The following is a 21,136-nucleotide window of genomic DNA, read 5'->3' on the forward strand; positions in this document are numbered from 1 at the left end:
TGAAACACTTTCTACACAGTATTCGCTTATGCCCACAGGGCGAAATACGAAAAACCTATCGACCCTGCGAAAAAACCCCGCTTTACCCGTTTCCGCGGCGAAAGCCCCAGGCCAGCATGTACTGCTCGCGAGAGGTGCCACGGGAAGAGTCCGGCTTGATCATCTGGATCTTGTCGAACTTCTTGCGAGCGTCCTTCAGGTAAACATCGAACCCTTCGCCCTGGAAAATCTTGATCACAAAATTGCCGCCAGGCTTGAGTATGCGCTCCGCCAGATCAAGGGCCAGCTCGCAAAGGAACATGGCTTTGGGCATATCCACTTCAGGCGTACCACTCATATTGGGGGCCATATCGGAAATCACAAGGTCCACCTGAGAATTACCCACGGCTTCAAGGATCCGCGCGAGCACCGAGTCCTCGGTAAAGTCACCCTGAATGAAAGTAACGTCCGGGATGCTGTCCATCTCCAGGATGTCCGAGGCGATCAGGCGCCCCTGACCACCGATCAGCCGGCTGGTGACCTGCGACCAGCCGCCGGGTGCCGCACCCAGGTCAACCACACTCATCCCAGGACGGATCAGCTTGTATTTCTCCTGGATCTCCAGAAGCTTGTAACTCGCACGCGAGCGGTAGCCATCCTTCTGCGCCTGCTTCACATAGGGATCATTGACATGTCTTTTCAGCCAACCAAGGCTTGTCTTGGAACGCGCCACTGGGCACCTCGATGATTAGGGTCGTGATTAGTTGGGCGGATCAACGAGCCCTCGGGTAAAATGGCCGCCATTTTACAGAATCCAGACGTAAGGGTCAGATTATGCCGCTCACTCCAGAGCTGAAGAAACAGTACAAATCCATTGGCCACCATCTGAAACCAGTTCTGATTGTGGCAGACAACGGCCTGACTGAAGGTGTGTTAGCCGAACTTGAACGCGCACTGGCGGATCACGAGCTGATCAAGATCAAGCTCAACATCCTCGATCGTGAATCGCGCCTGGCAGCCATTGCAGAGCTGTGCAAGGTCGGCAAGGCGGATCTGGTCCAGGTCATCGGCAAGATGGCACTGATCTACCGCAAGAACTTCAGCGTCAACAAGCAGCTGTCGAACGTCCATCGCTTCAAGTGATGGAAAGGGTCAAGGGTGTGCATGGCGCACCCCGCCACTCCATCCCGGCACCGGCTGCAAAACCAGCACCACCCCGGAAAAGCCCAGGATCAGATAACTGAATACCTGCCAACGAACGGCATCCGGCCAACCGAGAAGTACTGCGAAAAACATTGCGCTGGCATAAAGCGCCATCAGCAGTAACTGCCCACGAATATCGCGCCACAGGCTGGAAAGCCCTTCGGACCGCACCAGCACCATCCCCTGGAAAACCACACATGCTGCGGCAAATGCCACCATCAGCGCATTGAGCATGCCTGCAATTTCGTCCACCAGCAGCGGGGCCAGGCCAATTCGACCCAGCACCGGCGGCAGACCGATATGCGACAACCAGAGGCCACCCACCCACAGCATCTGGGTCAGTTGCCAAAGCATGGCGCCCGCACGCAGCGGGCGCCTGCCTTCAGATGTGGCGGACTTCGACAATCTCGTACTCGATAACGCCGCTGGGCGTTTTGACGCCGACCACATCGCCTTCTTCCTTGGCAATCAAGGCGCGAGCGATAGGCGAACCCACGGAGATCTTGCCGAGTTTGATGTCAGCCTCGTCCTCACCAACGATCTGGTAAGTGACACTTTCATCGGTTTCGACGTTGGCAATCTCGACGGTCGTGCCGAAGATCACCTTACCGGTGTGAGGAATCGTCGTGACGTCGATGACCACAGCGTTCTGCATGCGGCCTTCGATGTCGCGGATACGCGCTTCCACCATACCCTGCTGCTCGCGGGCAGCATGGTATTCGGCGTTTTCCTTCAAATCACCCAACTCACGAGCCGTCCCGATGTCCTGGCTGAGCTTCGGACGGACGACCTTGGTCAGGTGAGCATGCTCCTCTTCCAGGGCGCGAGCGCCCTGAACGGTCATTGGGTACTTGGTTATGCTCATGCCTTCAACCCTGCGTGTAGATCCTGCAAGCGGCGCACGGTCTTCTCGGGACCGAACTTCAGCGCTTCACAGATGGCCTCGCCTGCAGCAATGGTGGTGGTGCAGTAGATCTTGTGCTGCAAGGCATTACGACGAATGGAGTACGAGTCGGCGATCGACTGGCGACCTTCGGTGGTGTTGATGATCAGCGTGACTTCGTCATTCTTGATCATGTCGACCACGTGCGGACGGCCTTCGGTCACCTTGTTCACGCGGCGCACTTTCAGGCCTGCGGCTTCGATCAGCTTGGCAGTACCTGCTGTGGCAACCACTTCGAAGCCCAAGTTGATCAGATCACGGGCGACACCTGCAACCAGTGGTTTGTCGTCATCACGTACGCTGATGAACGCAGTACCGCCGGTCGGCAGGACTTCGCTGGCGCCCATCTGGGCCTTGGCGAAGGCTTCGCCGAAGGTGTCGCCGACACCCATGACTTCACCGGTGGACTTCATCTCTGGGCCGAGGATCGGGTCAACGCCTGGGAATTTGGCGAATGGGAACACCGCCTCTTTCACGCTGTAGAAGTTCGGAATGATTTCCTTGGTGAAGCCCAGTTCTTTCAGGGTCTTACCGGCCATCACGCGCGCAGCGATCATTGCCAGGGAAACACCGATGCACTTGGACACAAACGGTACGGTACGCGAAGCGCGCGGGTTGACTTCGATGACGTAGATGTCTTCGCCCTGCAGCGCCAACTGCACGTTCATCAGGCCGATCACACCCAGTTCCAGGGCCATTTTCTTGACCTGTTCGCGCATCTCGTCCTGGATGTGCGCCGGCAGCGAATACGGCGGCAGCGAGCAAGCGGAGTCACCGGAGTGAACGCCAGCCTGTTCGATGTGCTGCATGATCGCGCCGATCACGACGTCCTTGCCGTCGCTGACCGCATCCACGTCCATCTCGATGGCGCAGTTGAGGAAGTGGTCCAGCAGCACCGGGCTGTCGTTGGACACTTGCACCGCTTCGCGCAGGTAACGTTTGAGTTCTTCTTCCTTGTAGACGATTTCCATCGCCCGACCGCCCAGTACGTACGAAGGACGCACCACCAGCGGGTAACCGATCTTGGCGGCGGCGCGCACGGCTTCATCTTCGCTGCGCACGGTGGCGTTTGGCGGCTGACGCAGGTTCAGGCGCTCGACCATTTGCTGGAAGCGCTCACGGTCTTCGGCACGGTCGATGGCGTCAGGGCTGGTGCCGATGATTGGCACGCCAGCCGCTTCAAGGGCACGGGCCAGTTTCAGCGGGGTTTGGCCGCCGTACTGGACGATCACGCCTTTTGGCTTCTCGACACGCACGATTTCCAGCACGTCTTCCAGGGTCACCGGCTCAAAGTACAGACGGTCGGACGTGTCGTAGTCGGTGGAAACGGTTTCCGGGTTGCAGTTGACCATGATGGTCTCGTAACCGTCATCGCGCAGGGCCAGTGCCGCGTGTACGCAGCAGTAGTCGAACTCGATACCCTGGCCGATACGGTTAGGGCCACCGCCGAGGATCATGATCTTGTCGCGGTTGGACGGCGCTGCCTCGCACTCTTCCTCGTAGGTCGAGTACAGGTAGGCGGTGTCGGTGGCGAACTCGGCCGCGCAGGTGTCGACGCGCTTGTAGACCGGGAACACTTCCAGCTTCTGGCGGTGAGTGCGCAGGTTCTTCTCGGTGACACCCAGCAGCTTGGCCAGGCGCTGATCGGAGAAACCCTTGCGCTTGAGGCGGAACATCAGATCGCGGTCGATGGCCGACAGACCGAGGGTCTTGACCTTCTCTTCGTCCTTGATCAGGTCTTCGATCTGCACCAGGAACCAAGGGTCGATCATGTTCATGCCGAAGATGTCTTCGACGCTCAGGCCGGCGCGGAACGCGTCAGCCACGTACCAGATACGCTCGGCACCCGGCACGGTCAACTCGCGCTTGAGCACGCTCATGCTTTCCGGGTTGCTCAGGTCGAGCTTCTCGTCCAGGCCGCAAACGCCCACTTCCAGACCGCGCAGGGCTTTCTGCAGGGATTCCTGGAAAGTACGGCCGATGGCCATGACTTCACCCACCGATTTCATCTGGGTGGTCAGACGCGCGTCAGCCTTGGCGAATTTCTCGAAGGCGAAACGCGGCAGCTTGGTCACGACGTAGTCGATGGACGGCTCGAAGGACGCCGGGGTCTTGCCGCCGGTGATGTCGTTCGACAGCTCGTCGAGGGTGTAGCCCACGGCCAGCTTGGCCGCGACCTTGGCAATCGGGAAACCGGTGGCTTTCGAAGCCAGGGCCGAGGAACGCGATACACGCGGGTTCATCTCGATCACGACCATGCGGCCGGTGTTCGGGCAGATACCGAACTGAACGTTGGAACCGCCAGTTTCCACGCCGATCTCGCGCAGTACCGCCAGGGAGGCGTTACGCAGGATCTGATATTCCTTGTCGGTCAGGGTCTGTGCCGGCGCCACGGTGATCGAGTCACCGGTGTGCACGCCCATCGGGTCAAAGTTCTCGATGGAGCAGACGATGATGCAGTTGTCCTTCTTATCGCGGACAACCTCCATCTCGTATTCTTTCCAGCCGATCAGGGATTCGTCGATCAGCAGTTCCTTGGTCGGCGACAGGTCCAGACCACGGGCGCAGATTTCTTCGAACTCTTCACGGTTGTAAGCGATACCGCCACCGGTGCCGCCCATGGTGAAGGACGGACGGATGATGCAAGGGAAACCCAGTTTCTCGAGGACCGCGTTGGCCTCTTCCATGCTGTGGGCGATACCGGAACGCGGGCACGCCAGACCGATGTCTTTCATGGCCTTGTCGAAACGCGAACGGTCTTCAGCCTTGTCGATGGTGTCGGCATTGGCACCGATCATCTCTACGCCGAATTTTTCAAGGACGCCTTCGCGCTCCAGGTCCAGAGCGCAGTTCAGCGCGGTCTGGCCACCCATGGTCGGCAGCAGCGCGTCCGGACGCTCTTTTTCGATGATCTTGGCAACGGTCTGCCACTTGATCGGCTCGATGTAGGTAGCGTCGGCCATGGCCGGGTCGGTCATGATGGTGGCCGGGTTGGAGTTCACCAGGATGACGCGGTAACCCTCTTCGCGCAGGGCTTTGCAAGCCTGGGCGCCGGAGTAGTCGAATTCGCAGGCCTGGCCGATCACGATCGGGCCAGCGCCGAGAATCAGGATGCTTTTAATGTCTGTACGTTTTGGCATGGGTTTGTCACTCAAATCCGCAGGTCAGTCGGCAAGCCGTCTTGTTCAATCTGTTGAGCCTTGAGGGGGCCACCGGTGTCGGGACCGCCCTTAAGGCCTTGCTGCATCAGGGCCAGCGATCAGCGACGCTTGGCCATCTCGTTGATGAAGCGATCAAACAGTGGCGCTACGTCGTTCGGGCCAGGGCTGGCTTCCGGGTGACCCTGGAAGCTGAAGGCGCTCTTGTCGGTACGCTCGATCCCCTGCAGGGTGCCGTCGAACAGCGATTTGTGGATCGCACGAACGTTGGCCGGCAGGGTTTCTTCGTCCACCGCAAAACCGTGGTTCTGGCTGGTGATCATGACGACACCGGTGTCCAGGTCCTGGACGGGGTGGTTGGCGCCGTGGTGGCCATGACCCATTTTCAGGGTCTTGGCGCCGGAGGCGAGAGCCAGCAGTTGGTGACCGAGGCAGATGCCGAACACCGGGATGTCGGTTTCCAGTACGTCCTTGATCGCCTGGATGGCGTAATCGCAAGGCTCTGGGTCACCAGGACCGTTGGACAGGAACACGCCATCAGGGTTGAGTGCCAGTACGTCGGCAGCCGGAGTTTGCGCTGGAACCACGGTTACGCGGCAGCCGCGCTCGACCAGCATGCGCAGGATGTTGACCTTGACGCCGTAGTCGTACGCCACGACGTGGTAAGGCAGCTCGGATGCTTCGAGGGTCGCGTGGCTGTCGGTTTTCAGGTCCCAGACCGTCGAACGCCATTCGTAGGTGTCCTTGGTGCTGACGACCTTGGCCAGGTCCATGCCCTTGAGGCCAGGGAAGCCCTGGGCCGCGGCGATGGCGGCTTCTTCGGAAATGTTGTCACCGGCCATGATGCAGCCGTTCTGCGCGCCTTTTTCACGCAGGATGCGCGTCAGGCGACGGGTGTCGATACCGGCGATGGCCACAACGTTGTTGGCCTTCAGGTAATCGGACAGGGACATCGTGTTACGCCAGTTGCTCGCAACCAGTGGCAGGTCACGGATGACCAGGCCAGCGGACCATACGCGGTTCGACTCGGCGTCTTCCGGCGTGGTGCCGGTATTGCCGATGTGCGGGTAAGTCAGGGTAACGATCTGTTGGGCGTAGGAAGGATCGGTAAGAATTTCCTGATAGCCGGTCATTGCGGTGTTAAACACCACCTCACCAACGGTTTGTCCGTCGGCTCCAATGGCTTCGCCGCGAAAAATGCTGCCATCAGCAAGGGCGAGTATGGCTGGCTTAGTCAAGAAGACCTCCCGTAAATAAAGCCTGAAAGGGCGATCGCAGGTTGTAAAAAAGCGGAGTGACGTATGGACACGTCACCCCGCTTCTTCACTGAATAATTTTCTGCGCGCTTTTAGTGGACACACTAAAGCTGTAGCTTACAGAAAAAGGGTTTTTTGGTCTACCGCCAATGAGCCCTAAAGGCTGGAGAATGCGACAGGACGTCGCTTGGCGTAACAAAACCGGGGCCGACGCTGAATCGGCTCCCGGTTTCTGGGGGGCATCTTACCGCAGCTCGAGCACGTCTTGCATGTCGTACAGGCCCGGCTCGCGAGCATCCAGCCACAATGCGGCACGCACCGCGCCCTTGGCGAAGGTCATGCGACTGGACGCCTTGTGGGTAATCTCCAGCCGCTCGCCCTCACAAGCGAACAGAACCGTGTGATCACCCACCACATCACCGCCACGAACAGTGGCGAAACCGATGGTTTCCCGCTCCCGCGCACCGGTGTGGCCTTCACGCCCATACACCGCGACCTTCTGCAGATCGCGATCCAGCGCACTGGCAATCACTTCACCCATGCGCAAGGCGGTGCCCGAAGGCGCATCGATCTTGTGCCGGTGATGCGCCTCGATGATTTCGATGTCGGCATCATCGCCCAGCACGCGCGCGGCCATGTCGAGCAACTTGAGCGACAGGTTCACACCGACGCTGAAGTTGGCGGCAAACACGATGGGGATGTCCTTGCCCGCCTCGGCCAGCAACTGCTTCTGCGCAGCATCCAGCCCGGTGGTGCCGATGACCATCGCCTTGCCAGCCTTGCGGCAGAACGCGAGGTTTTTCAGCATGACTTCCGGCAGGGTGAAGTCGATCAACACATCGAACTCCTCCGCCACCAACTCCAGGTTACCGGACAACGGAACGCCGATACGCCCCAGCGAGGCCAGCTCACCTGCGTCCACGCCGATCAGCGTGCTGCCGGGGCGCACGATGGCGGCCGTCAGACCGGTCAGCGGCGCACGCTGCTGCACCGCTTCGACGAGGATCTTGCCCATGCGGCCAGCGGCGCCCATGACAGCTATACGTCGCATGCTCACTCCTTACAGATCGCCGAAGAAGCGCTTCACGCCTTCAAACCAACCGGTGGTTTTGGGCGAATGGCTGTTGTCGTCCGCCAGCGAACTGCGGAACTCTTCGAGCAATTCGCGCTGACGACGACCCAGGTTGACCGGGGTTTCCACCGCCACGCGGCACATCAGATCGCCTGCACCGCCGCCACGCACCGGCGCAACGCCTTTGCCGCGAACACGGAACTGCTTGCCGGTCTGAGTCCCTTCCGGGATCTTCAACTTGACCCGACCATCGAGAGTCGGAATCTCCAGCTCGCCACCCAGCGCCGCGTCGACGAAGCTGATCGGCACTTCACAGAACAGGTGCTTGCCGTCACGCTGGAAGATCGCGTGCTCACGCACGTTGATCACCACGTACAGGTCGCCCGTCGGGCCGCCCTGAGCGCCCGCTTCGCCTTCGCCAGACAGACGAATGCGGTCACCGGTATCGACGCCGGCTGGCACTTTCACGGAAAGGGTCTTGTACTCTTCCACGCGACCGTCGCCATTACACGAGTTGCACGGATCGGAAATGATCTTGCCCTGGCCATGGCACCGCGGGCAGGTCTGCTGCACCGAGAAGAAACCTTGCTGCATGCGCACCTGGCCAATACCGCCACAAGTCGGGCAAGTGACGGGCGAAGAGCCCTTCTTGGCGCCCGAACCGTCGCACGGCTTGCAGTTGACCAGCGTCGGAACGCGGATATTCACGGTGGTGCCGCGAACAGCCTCTTCCAGGTTCAGCTCCAGGGTGTAGCGCAGGTCGCTGCCGCGCTGGGCACCGCCACGAGCACCGCCGCGACCACCACCAAAGAAGTCACTGAAGACGTCTCCAAAGATGTCGGAGAAGTTCTGACCGCCAAACCCTGCGCCGCCGCCCCCCATGCTCGGGTCGACACCGGCATGACCGTACTGATCATACGCAGCGCGCTTGCTGGAGTCGGACAACACTTCGTAGGCCTCGTTGGCCTCCTTGAACAGCTCTTCCGATGCTTTGTCATCAGGATTACGGTCCGGGTGGTGCTTCATCGCCAGGCGGCGATAGGCCTTTTTCAGGTCAGCTTCGCTTGAGCCGCGCTCAACACCCAATACTTCGTAATAGTCACGTTTTGCCATAAGTCTTCTGCACTCTTGAGGACGTTCGACAAACCTCTCCTGAGCCTCGTCAAACTCGTTGAGCCCCAATACAGGCCCGGACCCAACTCACGTCAATTCAACGATCCTGGTCTTTGTTTCATTGCGGCATCTGCGGCACGAAAAGCAGGAGCATTCCCGGCCATACCGCCAACATCCGAGCCGGCCCGAAGCCTTGTCGCATGCTGTAAAAATTCGTGTACTCCAGACACGCCAACGCGGGAGGCAGGCTCCCGCGCGGCGACATCCTACCAGTCACTGCCCGAAGGCGGTCAACCGGACGACCAACAACTTACTTGTTGTCTTTGACTTCTTCGAACTCGGCGTCGACCACGTCGTCAGCCTTCTCAGCCGATTCGCCTTGCGGTGCAGCGCCTTCAGCAGGTTGAGCCTGCTCGGCATACATCTTCTGCGCCACTGGAGCGGAGACTTTCGACAGCTCTTCGACCTTGGCTTCGATGGCAGCCTTGTCGTCGCCTTTGACAGCGGCTTCCAGGGCAACCACGGCGGCTTCGATCGCAGTCTTCTCTTCAGCGCTTACTTTGTCGCCAGCGTCAGCGACCATTTTGCGCGTGGAGTGAACCAGTGCATCACCCTGGTTACGGGCAGCGGCCAGCTCTTCAAACTTGCGATCTTCCTCGGCGTTCGCCTCGGCATCACGCACCATACGCTCGATCTCTTCGTCGGACAGGCCGGAGTTGGCCTTGATCACGATCGACTGAGTCTTGCCAGTGGCCTTGTCCTTGGCGCCTACGTGCAGGATGCCGTTGGCGTCGATGTCGAAGGTCACTTCGATTTGTGGCACGCCACGTGGTGCAGGTGGAATCTCGGCCAGGTCGAACTTGCCCAGAGACTTGTTCTGCGCCGCTTGCTTACGCTCACCTTGCAGCACGTGAATGGTCACGGCACCCTGGTTGTCGTCGGCAGTCGAGAACACTTGCGATTTCTTGGTAGGAATCGTGGTGTTTTTCTCGATCAGCGCGGTCATCACGCCACCCATGGTTTCGATACCCAGGGTCAGCGGGCTCACGTCCAACAGCAGAACGTCTTTAACGTCACCGGCCAGAACGGCGCCCTGGATAGCAGCACCCATGGCAACAGCTTCGTCCGGGTTCACATCTTTACGAGCTTCTTTACCGAAGAACTCAGTCACCAGTTTCTGAACCAGTGGCATACGGGTCTGACCGCCGACCAGGATCACGTCGTTGATCGAACCAACGTCGATACCGGAGTCTTTCAGCGCGATGCGGCAAGGCTCGATGGTGCGCTGAACCAGGTCTTCGACCAGCGATTCCAGCTTGGCGCGAGAGATCTTCACGTTCAGGTGCTTAGGACCGGTGGCGTCTGCAGTGATGTACGGCAGGTTCACGTCGGTCGACTGAGCGGACGACAGCTCGATCTTGGCTTTTTCAGCGGCTTCTTTCAGGCGCTGCATGGCAAGCGGGTCACCCTTGAGGTTCATGCCGCTTTCTTTCTTGAATTCGTCGACGAGGTAGTCGATCAGACGAATATCGAAGTCTTCACCACCCAGGAAGGTGTCACCGTTGGTGGCCAACACTTCGAACTGGTGCTCACCATCGACTTCAGCGATCTCGATCACGGAAACGTCGAAAGTACCGCCACCTAGGTCATAAACGATCACGGTGTGATCGCCCTTGGCCTTGTCCATACCGTAAGCCAGAGCAGCTGCGGTTGGTTCGTTGATGATACGTTTGACGTCCAGGCCTGCGATGCGACCGGCATCCTTGGTGGCTTGACGCTGGCTGTCGTTGAAGTAGGCCGGAACGGTAATCACCGCTTCGGTCACAGCCTCGCCGAGGTAGTCTTCGGCGGTCTTCTTCATTTTCTTCAGGATTTCAGCCGAGATTTGTGGCGGCGCCATTTTCTGGCCGTTCACTTCAACCCAGGCGTCGTTGTTGTCAGCCTTGACGATCTTGTAAGGGACCATCTGAATGTCTTTCTGGACCACTTCTTCTTCGAAGCGACGACCGATCAGACGCTTCACCGCGTACAGGGTGTTGTGCGGATTGGTCACTGCCTGACGCTTGGCCGACTGGCCAACCAGGATTTCGCCATCGTTGGCGTAAGCGATGATCGAAGGCGTGGTGCGCGCGCCTTCGGCGTTCTCAATCACTTTGGCCTTGCCGTTTTCCAGCACGGAGACGCAGGAGTTGGTAGTCCCCAGGTCGATACCGATAATTTTGCCCATGTTCACTCTCCCGAAACTTTGGATTTGGTTGCCGCAGCAGTGGTGGCTAACTGCGGTAGCACTTAAACGCTTGACTTATAAATGGGGGCCTTGCGGCGGATTTCAAGCCTTCTCGTTAATAGAAGGCGAAGCAGGCGCAACAGGCTTGCTGACCACGACCATGGCCGGGCGCAGCAGGCGACCGCTGAGCTGATAACCCTTCTGGAACACCTTCAGCACACTGTTGGGTTCGACGTCTGCGCTTTCCTGCATGGCCATTGCCTGATGCAGACTGGCGTTGAACGGTTCGCCATGCGGGTCGATCGGTTCCAGGTTGTAACGTTTGAGGGTGTCATGGAACATTTTCAGGGTCAGCTCGATGCCTTCGCGCATCGGACGAATGCTCTCGTCGTCCGGGCTGGACAATTCCAGTCCGCGCTCCAGGCTGTCGATGATCGGCAGCAGGTCGCCGGCGAATTTTTCCAGCGCAAACTTGTGAGCCTTCTCAACGTCCTGCTCGGCACGGCGGCGGACATTCTGCAGGTCAGCGGTGACTCGCAGGGTGGCGTCCTGAGCGGTAGCCAGTTGCTCTTCGAGCGTTTGCACACGAGTCGCCAGGTCTTCACCCGAAGCCTCGGGCGCCTGGTTGACGTCTGGGTTTTGCGTATCCACTGTCTGTTCGTCAGCCATAGAATTCTCCTTTCAATTTCGTCCGCGAGCTGTACTCGCGCTTCTGTCCCGGTATATGGGGCCGTAAAAACAGGCTTCAAGGGCTCGAGCGCATTAACCCTACAAAAAACCCCTGCATTGTCATTCCCAGGCGCACTAACGCTTTCGTCGGACCAATCAAATCGAGCTAAGGCAAGGCATTGTCAGCTGCGAATAAAACACTGTATAAATAACCAGACCTAAAGCCTGGGAGCGGCCGTCATGCTGGTGCACCTGTCCGTACATAACTACGCCATCGTTGAACATCTCGATCTTGAACTCGATCGCGGGATGAGCGTGATCACAGGGGAAACCGGCGCCGGCAAGTCGATCATGCTCGACGCCCTGGGCCTGACCCTCGGCGACCGCGCCGACAGCGGCGTGGTCCGCCCCGGTGCGGACAAGGCCGACATCCTGGCCACCTTCGACCTGGTCGACATCCCGGAAGCCAGCGCCTGGCTGGCCGAACGCGACCTGGAAAGCGACGGGCCGTGCATCCTGCGTCGAGTGATCACTGCCGAGGGACGCTCCCGGGGCTATATCAATGGCACGCCCTGCCCGCTGGGCGACCTCAAGGCACTGGGCGAGCTGCTGATCGATATTCACAGCCAACATGAACACCAGTCCCTGCTCAAGACCGACACCCACCGCCGCCTGCTCGACGAATATGCCGGCGCGACCGATCTGGCTCGCCAGGTTCAGCTCGCCGCCCAGCGCTGGCGCCAGACCAGCCAGGAACTGGAGCGACTGTCCAACTCCGGCGACGAACAACGTGCCCGCCATCAGTTGCTCAGCTATCAGCTCGAGGAGCTGGAAAATCTCGGCCTGGGCGAAAACGAGCTGGAAGAGCTGGAGCAGGAACACAAGAACCTGACCAACGCCGAAACCCTGCTCGGCATCTGTCGCCAGGTGGTCGAGCAATGCAGCGAGAGTGATAACGGCAATGTCCTGAATGCCCTGACCGCCAGCCTCAATCGCCTGTCGAGCGTGAACAGCACCATTGGCGCACTGGGCGAAGCCAGCAGCCTGCTGACCAGCGCACAAATCCAGGTGGAAGAGGCCGTCGGCGAGCTCAACCGCTTCCTCGACAACTTCGACGCCGACCCGGCGCGCCTGCAATACCTGGAAGAACGCCTCGATGCGATCTACACCATGGCACGCAAACACCGCATCCAGCCGACCGAAGTCGCCGAAATGCAGCAGCGACTGCTGGATGAAATCGAGACACTCAATGCCAACGACGAATCAATCGAACGCCTCAGCGATGAGTTGGCGTCCTACGCTCGTCATTATCAGGAAAAGGCACGGGAGTTGAGCGACCTGCGTCATCAAGCCTCCAGCAGCCTGGCCAGCGCCGTCGAACAGGAAATCCAACGCCTGGGCATGCCGGGGGGTCGCTTCACCATCGAATTACGCCCCAACAGCGGCGATGAACTGCTGCCCAATGGGTTGGAGCAGGTCGAACTGCTGGTCAGCGCCAACCCCGGCCAACCCCTCAAAGCCCTGGCCAAAGTCGCCTCGGGCGGTGAACTGTCGCGGATCAGCCTTGCGATCCAGGTCATCACCGCCCAGACCTCCCGCGTACCCACCTTGGTATTCGACGAAGTGGACGTGGGGATTGGCGGGCCGACGGCGGAGATTGTCGGCCAGTTGCTCCGTCGCCTGGGCGAACGCGGGCAGGTACTGACGGTGACTCACTTGCCGCAAGTGGCGGCGCAGGGGCATCAGCATCTGTTTGTTCACAAGGTGCGCGGTGAAGACGCTACCCGCACGGCCGTGTCCAAGCTCAGCAAGAATGATCGCGTCGAGGAAGTCGCTCGCATGCTGGGGGGCATCGACCTGACCAAGGAGTCCCTGGCCCACGCGAAAAAGATGGTGGTTGCCGCGAAGGCGTAAACCCCGCAAAAAGCACAAAGGCGACCCTCGGGTCGCCTTTGTTCGTTTCGTGAACCTGGCAGTTCACGCGACATGCTTACTTTTTCTTGCGCACGTACAGCACCAGATTGTGATCAACCATTTCGAAGCCATACTTCTCGACGATTGCTTTCTGCAGGTTTTCGATTTCCTGATCGAAGAACTCGATCACTTCACTGGTTTCGACGTTGACCATATGGTCGTGATGCTTGCCATCGTCCAGCTCGAAGACCGCATGGCCCCCGTCGAAGTTGTGCCGCACCACAAGGCCTGCTGCCTCGAACTGGGTCAGAACACGGTAAACCGTGGCCAGACCGACGTCCTCGCCAGCCTCCATCAGCGCCTTGTAAACATCTTCGGCACTCATGTGGCGTTGCTCGGCGGAGTCGAGCATTTGCAGAATCTTGACCCGTGGCAGGGTCACTTTGAGGCCGGCTTTGCGTAGTTCGCTATTTTCAACCATGGTCAGCTTTCTCGCGATGCTGCTTCGCAGCTTCTCTTAATGCGGGTATGATCGGCGTTTACGTTGTCCCAGCCAAGATAGTGGAAGTCGCCCACCGATGCAAAACACCAAGCTCTTGCTAACCAGTTTCACCTTTGTGGGACTGCTCGCACTCGCCGGTTGTTCATTCCCCGGGGTTTACAAAATCGACATCCAGCAGGGCAATGTCGTCACGCAGGACATGATAGACCAGTTACGCCCCGGAATGACCCGACGGCAAGTACGGTTTATCATGGGCAACCCCCTGCTGGCCGACACGTTCCATGCCGATCGCTGGGATTATCTGTACAGCCTGCAACCGGGTGGCGGTGAACGCCAACAGGAACGCATTAGCGTTATCTTCAACCCAAATGATCAACTTGTCAGCCTCTCCGGTGACTTCATGCCAGGCGTGAGCCGAGATGAAGCCATTCTGGGCAAGGACAGCGGCAACAGCGTGACTGCCCCTGCCGAAAATGCCGAGAAGCCAAAACCGGAAAAACCGGTCAAGCCAGGTTCGTTGCTCGATCAGATCCAGAAGGACGTCGACGGTGTAGAAACCGTTCCAGTCCCGACGCCAGAACCGCTGGACACCTCGCCGCAATAATTTGTGACGAGGTAAAAAGCCGCTTCAAGATTAAATGCCTCTGACTCAAGTATTCGAGTCATTGCAAGCGTCGCGAACAATCCGATACCCAATCGCTGGTATCGGATTCTTGTGTGGCGCCAACAATCAGCTTTTCCTTTCTGGTTATCGCAAACTGTTGCGCCCCTCACTCAGTTACGACAAAGCCAACCAAACTGATTCAGTCAAGTTGGCAAAAGCCCGAGTGAGTATGGATGACTTGGACTTAATTAACACACATCAACATAAAGTCCTGGGAAGAATCACCGGAAGGCCCCTTCAATCCGAGCAAATGGGTAATGACAGTCACGTACTCCTGTTTCGGAGCAGCCCCCAGCCTGGCCTGTCCATGCAGTAGATCATCGCTGGAACGGGTATCGATCAAGGAAACCGAGCAGAACCGTGGAGCGACCGTGAAGACGCCCGGTTTGAAGCCAACCTTGTAATTCGCAAGATAGTCAGGTTGCGAGCTCTGCTCGACCGTGGAGATCCATTCGGGCGTCTGAGTCAGCACCTTACCCTCAGCGCTGATCGTGGCGGTCAAAACATTGGAAGTTGCACTGGCAGGCGTAATAACGGAAACCGTGCCTATCACCGAACATAAACTTATACACTTCAAAAACTTGGTCAATTTCATTTGTATTTATCCCTAAACAAATTATCTGCACCCTGCATTCAACAAGGGCGAGATTTGACCTTAGGTTATTCAGAACCAAGCATTCAACTGCGATGGGAACGAATTGAAAATTCGCTCTAAGAATCAAACTTCCCTTACAGATGCCCAATAAAAATCCTACAAAGTGCACCTGCAGTCCGAGACTGACGCCTGCTCATTGCTGACGGGTTTTATTGCCTGGCGCTCAAGCCACTCACTGATTCCGGGCCTTAGCCTCGGCAGCTTTTACCGCGCGCAGTCGGCGCACCTCTTTCGGATCGGCCAGCAGTGGTCGGTAAATCTCGATACGATCTCCTGCCTGAACAGACCGGCGCTCTGGGTCGGCTACAACCTTGCCGAAGATTCCCACAGGACAATTGACCAGATCCAGCTCCGGAAACTCCCGAGCCACGGCTGACCCGAGCAAGGCTGCCCGCACGCTCGTACCGACCGGCACCGTCAGCGTCAGGAGCGCCTGACGGTCTACGGCCGCGTAGACCACCTCGATTTCAATCATGATCAACCATGTATCTGCTTGGCGCGCTGGCAGAACGCATCGACCAGGGTGTTGGCAGCCTGATTGAACAGCGGTCCCAGCGTGGCGCGAACGATTGGCCCGGCGTAATCGAACGACAGATCCAGGCTGATCTTGCAGGCCTTGTCGGTCAGCGCCTTGAACACCCAAATGCCGTGCAATTGGGTAAAGGGGCCTTCTTCGAGGTTCATCTCGATCGACTGCCCCGGCACCAGCGTATTGCGCGTCACGAAGTGCTGACTGAGCCCGCCCTTGGCCACCCCGACGCTTGCGCGCATGAACTCGGGGGAGCTTTCCAGGACTTCGGCCGACGAGCACCACGGCAGGAATTGCGGGTAACTCGCTACGTCATTGACCAAGTCATACAGCGCTTGTGCCGGATACGGCAGCAGCGCCGAACGTTGAATGTGTGTCGTCATGTCAGCGTCACTTCCACAGCTGGGCGGCAAACACTACGAGAATGCCGATGGGCGCCACATAGCGCATCAAAAACAGGGTCAAGGCGAACAACCCGGGGCTGCGGATCGACAATTCGTCGCGCACCGCTTCACGCCCCATCACCCAGCCCGCAAACAACACGAAACACAAACCACCGAGTGGCAACATGATCCGCGAGGTGAAAAAATCGATCACACCGAAGAAATCCAGACCGCCGGCGGCACCCCATTGGTAGAGGTGAAACATCCCGCCTTCGTTCACGAAGAACTTGGCCTGCTTCCAGATGTTGAACGAAAACACCGTGCCCAGGCCAACGAACCAGCACGTGAACGCCAGCCAGAAGGTTACCCAAGCGCGGCGGATTCTGGTGCGTTCAACCAGGTAAGCCACCATCGGCTCCAGCAACGAAATCGCCGAACTCCAGGCGGCAATCGCTACCAGCACGAAGAACACTACGCCCATCAGTTGGCCAAATGCTACGTTCCCGAAGGCAAATGGCAGGCTGACGAACATCAGCCCAGGGCCTTCACTCGGGTTCATCCCGGCGGCGAACACAATAGGAAACAAAGCAAGACCGGCCACCAGGGACACAAAGGTATCGAGCAACGCGACACCGACCACCGTCCCGGAAATGGATGCGTCCTTCGGCATGTAAGCGCCGTAGATCATGATCGAGCCAACACCGACGCTCAGCGAAAAGAACGCATGCCCCATCGCTGGCAGCAAGCCATCGAGGACCTTTTCCGGGTGGAAGTCGAACATGAAATGCAGGCCATCCATGAAATGGCCGGTGGTCATGCTGTAGCCCAGCAGCACCAGGATCATCACAAACAACAGCGGCATCATGATGCGCAAACTGCGTTCGAGCCCGGCGACGACGCCTTTGGCGATCACGAGGGCCGATAGCACCATAAAAATCGTGTGCCAAAGTGTCAGGCGCCAGGGATCGGCGATCACATGACCGAAATACGCGCCAACCTGGTCAGGCGTGACACCCTGGAAATCGCCGCGCCCCATGTCGATGATGTAATCCAGCGACCAGCCGCCGACAACGCTGTAGAAAGACAAAATCAACAGGGCCGTGATCATTCCGGCGAACGCGCCCCAGGACCACTTTACCGAATGCCCGGCCTCCAGCGCCAACACTTTCAGGGCATTGGCCGGACTCTGGCGGGCGCGACGGCCGATCAGCGTTTCCGCGAGCATCACCGGCACACCGATCAGCGCGATACAGGCCAGGAATATCAGCACGAAAGCACCGCCACCGAAGACCCCCACCATGTATGGGAACTTCCAGATGCTCCCAAGGCCCACGGCCGAACCGGTCGCGGCCAGTATGAAAACCCAGCGGCTAGCCCAACTGCCGTGGACAGAAACCTTGTCTGTCGACATCGTTACCACGTCCAAGCATTGAAAAAAGAGCGCGCATTGTCCGGGATTCAATCAACCTGCTCAAGCACACAGCTTCACCGTAGCCGACTCGCTTGCAACTGCCTATAATGCCGCCCCTATGGCTAAACAGAAGAAACACCCAACAGGGACCATCGCGCAGAATAAAAAGGCGCGGCACGATTACTTCATCGAACACAAGTTCGAGGCTGGTCTGGTCCTGGCCGGCTGGGAAGTAAAAAGTCTGCGGGCAAGCAAGCTGCAGCTGGTGGACAGTTATGTCCTGCTCAAGGACGGCGAAGCCTGGTTGCTCGGCAGCCACATCACGCCGCTGACCACCGCCAGCACCCACGTGATTGCCGACCCGACCCGCACCCGCAAGCTGCTGCTCAATCGGCGCGAGATCGACAAGCTCTCCGCTGCCGTGCAGCAGAAGGGTTACGCCTGCGTGTGCCTGTCCTGGTACTGGAGCAAGCACATGGTCAAGTGCGAGATCGCACTGGGCAAGGGCAAGAAGGAATACGACAAGCGTGATACCGAACGCGAGCGCGACGCCGGTCGCGAGTTGCAGCGTGCGGTGCGCAACAAGGGCAAGGAAGAGTAATTCGCTCGTTCTGATGGCCCCATCGCGAGCAAGCTCGCTCCTACAGGGATATCAAAAAACCTGTAGGAGCGAGCTTGCTCGCGATAGCAATCGCACACCCACCACAAAATCCCCGCCTACATCCCTTTGCGCCGCTCCGCCCGCGCCACCCGCTGCACTTCCTGACGCACTTCCTCCAGCACTTCCTGCACATACAGAATGTGCCGGCTGGACACTTCCCGCGCCTGCTCCGCCCTGCCTTCGATAATCGCCATGTACAACTCCCGATGCTGGGTGATCAGCATGTCGCGGGTTTCCGTGCGCTGTTTGTACATGCCACCAATGTTGGTCACCACGTTGCGCTTGAGCAAATCGAACAACCCGCGAATGGTGTGCAGCAACACCGCGTTGTGACTGGCCTCGGCGATCGCCAGGTGGAATTTCGCATCCGCCGCGCCCTCTTCCGCCCGGCTCACTTCATCGTGACGCGAGTAGCAATCCTGCAACTCATTGAACGCCGTGCTCAGTCGCTCGCGGTCGACATCCGTGGCCCGCAACGCAGCGTAGTAGGCGCAGGACGCCTCCAGCGTGTGGCGAAACTCCAGCAGATCACGCTGAGCCTCGGGGTTGCTTTCCAACAGATGCAGCAGCGGATCGCTGAATGTGGTGCCCAATGATTCCACCACATAGTTGCCGCCACCCTGGCGACTGACCAGCAGCCCCTTGGCCGCCAGCTTCTGAATCGCTTCGCGCAATGAGGGGCGTGACACGCCGAACTGCTCGGCCAAGGCACGCTCGGCCGGCAAGCGCTCGCCCGCCTTCAAGGTACCTTCGAGGATCATCCCCTCAAGCCGCTCGACAATATCGTCAGACAAACGGCGCTGACGAATCTGATCAAAGCCCATAACTCAATTCTCCACGGTCCCGACCGCTCGCCGGGCTCTCTATTCTGGCCTATCGACGCCGAGCCAGCACGCACCAGACGACATTTGTTCGAGCAGATCACGCACGCGACGCAGCCCTTATTCGACAAAAGTTTAAGTGCTGCAAATTGACACACCACCAACAAGGCTTTTACCCTAGCGAACAGCGATTGTAAATTGGTATTACCAATTAACCAAGAACGCTGACCAGTGCCTACCAACAACAACTAGGGGCCACCCCATATGCAAACCTGGCAACAGCTCTATAGCCCGCTCGGCAGCCTCGGCCTATCCGCGCTCGCGGCCGTTATTCCCATTGTGTTCTTCTTCCTGGCATTGGCGGTGTTCCGCCTCAAAGGCCATGTGGCGGGCAGCATCACGCTGGCCTTGTCCATCCTGGTTGCCATCTTCGCGTTCCAGATGCCGGTCGACATGGCCTTCGCCGCCGCCGGTTACGGCTTCGCCTATGGCTTGTGGCCGATCGCGTGGATCATCGTGGCAGCAGTTTTCCTCTACAAGCTGACGGTCAAGAGCGGTCAGTTCGAGGTCATTCGCAGCTCGGTCCTGTCGATCACCGACGACCAGCGCCTGCAAGTGCTGCTGATCGGCTTCTGCTTCGGTGCATTTCTTGAAGGCGCCGCCGGTTTCGGCGCGCCGGTAGCGATTACCGCCGCCCTGCTGGTAGGCCTGGGCTTCAACCCGCTGTACGCCGCCGGCCTGTGCCTGATCGCCAACACCGCGCCTGTAGCCTTTGGCGCCTTGGGGATCCCGATCATCGTGGCCGGCCAGGTCACCGGTATCGACGCGTTCAAGATCGGCGCCATGACCGGTCGCCAACTGCCGCTGCTGTCGTTGTTCGTGCCGTTCTGGCTGGTGTTCATGATGGATGGCCTGCGCGGCGTCCGTGAAACCTGGCCGGCAGCGTTGGTGGCTGGCTTGAGCTTTGCCGTTACCCAATATTTCACCTCCAACTTCATCGGTCCGGAACTGCCGGACATCACCTCGGCCCTGGCCAGCCTGATTTCCCTGACCCTGTTCCTGAAAGTCTGGCAGCCAAAACGCGCCGCCGGGCAACATGTCGCCGGTGCTGTGTCCGCCTCGGTGGTCACCGCCAGTGCCGGTGGTTTCGGCCAGCCGCGCACTACCACGGCATCGCCTTACAGCCTGGGTGAAATCTTCAAGGCCTGGTCGCCGTTCCTGATCCTCACCGTGCTGGTCACCATCTGGACCCTGAAACCGTTCAAGGCCATGTTCGCTGCTGGCGGTTCGATGTACAGCTGGGTGTTCAACTTTGCGATTCCGCACCTCGATCAGCTGGTAATCAAGACCGCACCGATCGTGGCAGCACCAACCGCCATTCCAGCGGTGTTCAAGTTGGACCCGATTTCCGCGACCGGCACCGCGATTTTCTTCTCGGCGCTGATCTCGATGCTGGTGTTGAAGATCAATATCAAAACTGGTCTTACCACTTTTAAAGAGACCCTCTACGAACTGCGCTGGCCGATCCTGTCCATCGGCATGGTGCTGGCCTTTGCCTTCGTCACCAACTACTCGGGCATGTCGTCGACCATGGCCCTGGTATTGGCTGGCACGGGTGCGGCCTTCCCGTTCTTCTCGCCGTTCCTGGGCTGGCTGGGCGTGTTCCTGACCGGTTCCGATACTTCGTCGAACGCCCTGTTCAGTTCGCTGCAAGCCACCACCGCACACCAGATTGGCGTCAACGACACCCTGCTGGTAGCGGCCAACACCAGCGGCGGCGTGACCGGCAAGATGATCTCGCCACAATCGATCGCCGTGGCGTGCGCCGCAACCGGCCTGGTGGGCAAGGAATCGGACCTGTTCCGCTTCACCCTCAAACACAGCCTGTTCTTCGCCACCATCGTCGGCCTGATCACCCTGGCTCAAGCCTACTGGTTCACCGGCATGCTGGTGCACTGATCCCCTGCGCAAGAACC

The 21,136-nt window shown here is 58.9% G+C and carries 20 protein-coding genes; 5 read left to right on the forward strand and 15 right to left on the reverse strand.

Annotated features, from left to right (window positions below; translation table 11 throughout):
* Positions 1-82 precede the first annotated feature (82 nt).
* Positions 83-712 carry a 23S rRNA (uridine(2552)-2'-O)-methyltransferase RlmE gene (rlmE, locus tag AB4N33_RS18135; RefSeq protein ID WP_460118247.1) on the reverse strand — a complete coding sequence of 210 codons (630 nt, stop codon included), beginning with the start codon at positions 710-712 and terminating at the stop codon, positions 83-85.
* A gap of 101 nt (positions 713-813) precedes the next feature.
* On the opposite strand from rlmE, the gene AB4N33_RS18140 reads away from it, so the two are divergent.
* Positions 814-1,122 (forward strand): YhbY family RNA-binding protein, encoded by a 309-nt coding sequence (locus tag AB4N33_RS18140; RefSeq protein WP_460118249.1) that lies wholly within the window; start codon positions 814-816, stop codon positions 1,120-1,122.
* A 9-nt stretch (positions 1,123-1,131) separates the two neighbouring features.
* Here the strand turns inward: AB4N33_RS18140 and AB4N33_RS18145 are convergent, their stop codons facing one another.
* From AB4N33_RS18145 to grpE, 8 genes are all read right to left on the reverse strand, one after another.
* Complete coding sequence (locus AB4N33_RS18145; protein WP_460118251.1) at positions 1,132-1,536, reverse strand: MFS transporter; 405 nt, start codon at positions 1,534-1,536, stop codon at positions 1,132-1,134.
* A 28-nt stretch (positions 1,537-1,564) separates the two neighbouring features.
* A complete protein-coding gene (gene greA / locus AB4N33_RS18150) occupies positions 1,565-2,041 on the reverse strand; it encodes a transcription elongation factor GreA (RefSeq protein WP_460126823.1) in 477 nt (158 codons plus the stop codon).
* Between the two features lie 2 nt (positions 2,042-2,043).
* On the reverse strand, positions 2,044-5,265 hold the full coding sequence (gene carB, locus AB4N33_RS18155; RefSeq protein WP_460118253.1) for a carbamoyl-phosphate synthase large subunit: 3,222 nt from the start codon (positions 5,263-5,265) through the stop codon (positions 2,044-2,046).
* Positions 5,266-5,384: 119 nt separating this feature from the next.
* The gene (gene carA, locus AB4N33_RS18160; protein ID WP_460118255.1) at positions 5,385-6,521 is read right to left on the reverse strand and encodes a glutamine-hydrolyzing carbamoyl-phosphate synthase small subunit; all 1,137 of its coding nucleotides are present in this window, start codon (positions 6,519-6,521) and stop codon (positions 5,385-5,387) included.
* A 262-nt stretch (positions 6,522-6,783) separates the two neighbouring features.
* Positions 6,784-7,590, reverse strand: coding sequence for a 4-hydroxy-tetrahydrodipicolinate reductase (dapB, locus tag AB4N33_RS18165; protein WP_460118257.1), 807 nt, complete (start codon positions 7,588-7,590; stop codon positions 6,784-6,786).
* 9 nt (positions 7,591-7,599) lie between these two features.
* Positions 7,600-8,724, reverse strand: a complete 1,125-nt coding sequence (dnaJ, locus tag AB4N33_RS18170; protein WP_460118258.1) for a molecular chaperone DnaJ — start codon at positions 8,722-8,724, stop codon at positions 7,600-7,602.
* A 310-nt stretch (positions 8,725-9,034) separates the two neighbouring features.
* Entirely contained in the window at positions 9,035-10,951 is a 1,917-nt protein-coding gene (gene dnaK, locus AB4N33_RS18175; RefSeq protein WP_460118260.1) for a molecular chaperone DnaK, read from the reverse strand.
* Between the two features lie 102 nt (positions 10,952-11,053).
* Positions 11,054-11,620 (reverse strand): nucleotide exchange factor GrpE, encoded by a 567-nt coding sequence (gene grpE / locus AB4N33_RS18180; protein WP_476457912.1) that lies wholly within the window; start codon positions 11,618-11,620, stop codon positions 11,054-11,056.
* A 240-nt stretch (positions 11,621-11,860) separates the two neighbouring features.
* On the opposite strand from grpE, the gene recN reads away from it, so the two are divergent.
* Positions 11,861-13,534 (forward strand): DNA repair protein RecN, encoded by a 1,674-nt coding sequence (gene recN / locus AB4N33_RS18185; protein ID WP_476457913.1) that lies wholly within the window; start codon positions 11,861-11,863, stop codon positions 13,532-13,534.
* Between the two features lie 76 nt (positions 13,535-13,610).
* On the opposite strand, the gene fur is transcribed toward recN, so the two are convergent.
* Positions 13,611-14,015 carry a ferric iron uptake transcriptional regulator gene (gene fur / locus AB4N33_RS18190; RefSeq protein WP_110966279.1) on the reverse strand — a complete coding sequence of 135 codons (405 nt, stop codon included), beginning with the start codon at positions 14,013-14,015 and terminating at the stop codon, positions 13,611-13,613.
* 97 nt (positions 14,016-14,112) lie between these two features.
* Between fur and AB4N33_RS18195 the strand changes: the two genes are divergently transcribed.
* On the forward strand, positions 14,113-14,640 hold the full coding sequence (locus AB4N33_RS18195; RefSeq protein WP_460118266.1) for an outer membrane protein assembly factor BamE: 528 nt from the start codon (positions 14,113-14,115) through the stop codon (positions 14,638-14,640).
* A gap of 244 nt (positions 14,641-14,884) precedes the next feature.
* Here AB4N33_RS18195 and AB4N33_RS18200 read toward each other — a convergent pair whose 3' ends face one another.
* The 4 genes from AB4N33_RS18200 to AB4N33_RS18215 all read right to left on the reverse strand — a co-directional run bounded on the left by AB4N33_RS18200 (position 14,885) and on the right by AB4N33_RS18215 (position 17,678).
* A complete protein-coding gene (locus AB4N33_RS18200) occupies positions 14,885-15,295 on the reverse strand; it encodes a hypothetical protein (RefSeq protein ID WP_476457914.1) in 411 nt (136 codons plus the stop codon).
* A 232-nt stretch (positions 15,296-15,527) separates the two neighbouring features.
* A complete protein-coding gene (locus AB4N33_RS18205; protein WP_476457915.1) occupies positions 15,528-15,830 on the reverse strand; it encodes an RnfH family protein in 303 nt (100 codons plus the stop codon).
* Between the two features lie 2 nt (positions 15,831-15,832).
* Complete coding sequence (locus tag AB4N33_RS18210) at positions 15,833-16,267, reverse strand: type II toxin-antitoxin system RatA family toxin (RefSeq protein ID WP_460118272.1); 435 nt, start codon at positions 16,265-16,267, stop codon at positions 15,833-15,835.
* Positions 16,268-16,274: 7 nt separating this feature from the next.
* On the reverse strand, positions 16,275-17,678 hold the full coding sequence (locus tag AB4N33_RS18215) for a sodium-dependent transporter (RefSeq protein WP_476457916.1): 1,404 nt from the start codon (positions 17,676-17,678) through the stop codon (positions 16,275-16,277).
* Between the two features lie 118 nt (positions 17,679-17,796).
* On the opposite strand from AB4N33_RS18215, the gene smpB reads away from it, so the two are divergent.
* Complete coding sequence (gene smpB, locus AB4N33_RS18220; protein WP_460118276.1) at positions 17,797-18,279, forward strand: SsrA-binding protein SmpB; 483 nt, start codon at positions 17,797-17,799, stop codon at positions 18,277-18,279.
* Between the two features lie 116 nt (positions 18,280-18,395).
* On the opposite strand, the gene AB4N33_RS18225 is transcribed toward smpB, so the two are convergent.
* Positions 18,396-19,163, reverse strand: coding sequence for a GntR family transcriptional regulator (locus AB4N33_RS18225; RefSeq protein ID WP_460140313.1), 768 nt, complete (start codon positions 19,161-19,163; stop codon positions 18,396-18,398).
* 261 nt (positions 19,164-19,424) lie between these two features.
* Here AB4N33_RS18225 and AB4N33_RS18230 point away from each other — a divergent pair, with 261 nt between their 5' ends.
* Entirely contained in the window at positions 19,425-21,119 is a 1,695-nt protein-coding gene (locus AB4N33_RS18230) for a lactate permease LctP family transporter (protein ID WP_476457917.1), read from the forward strand.
* Positions 21,120-21,136: the final 17 nt, after the last annotated feature.

This window comes from Pseudomonas sp. S1_E05 (assembly GCF_056337105.1).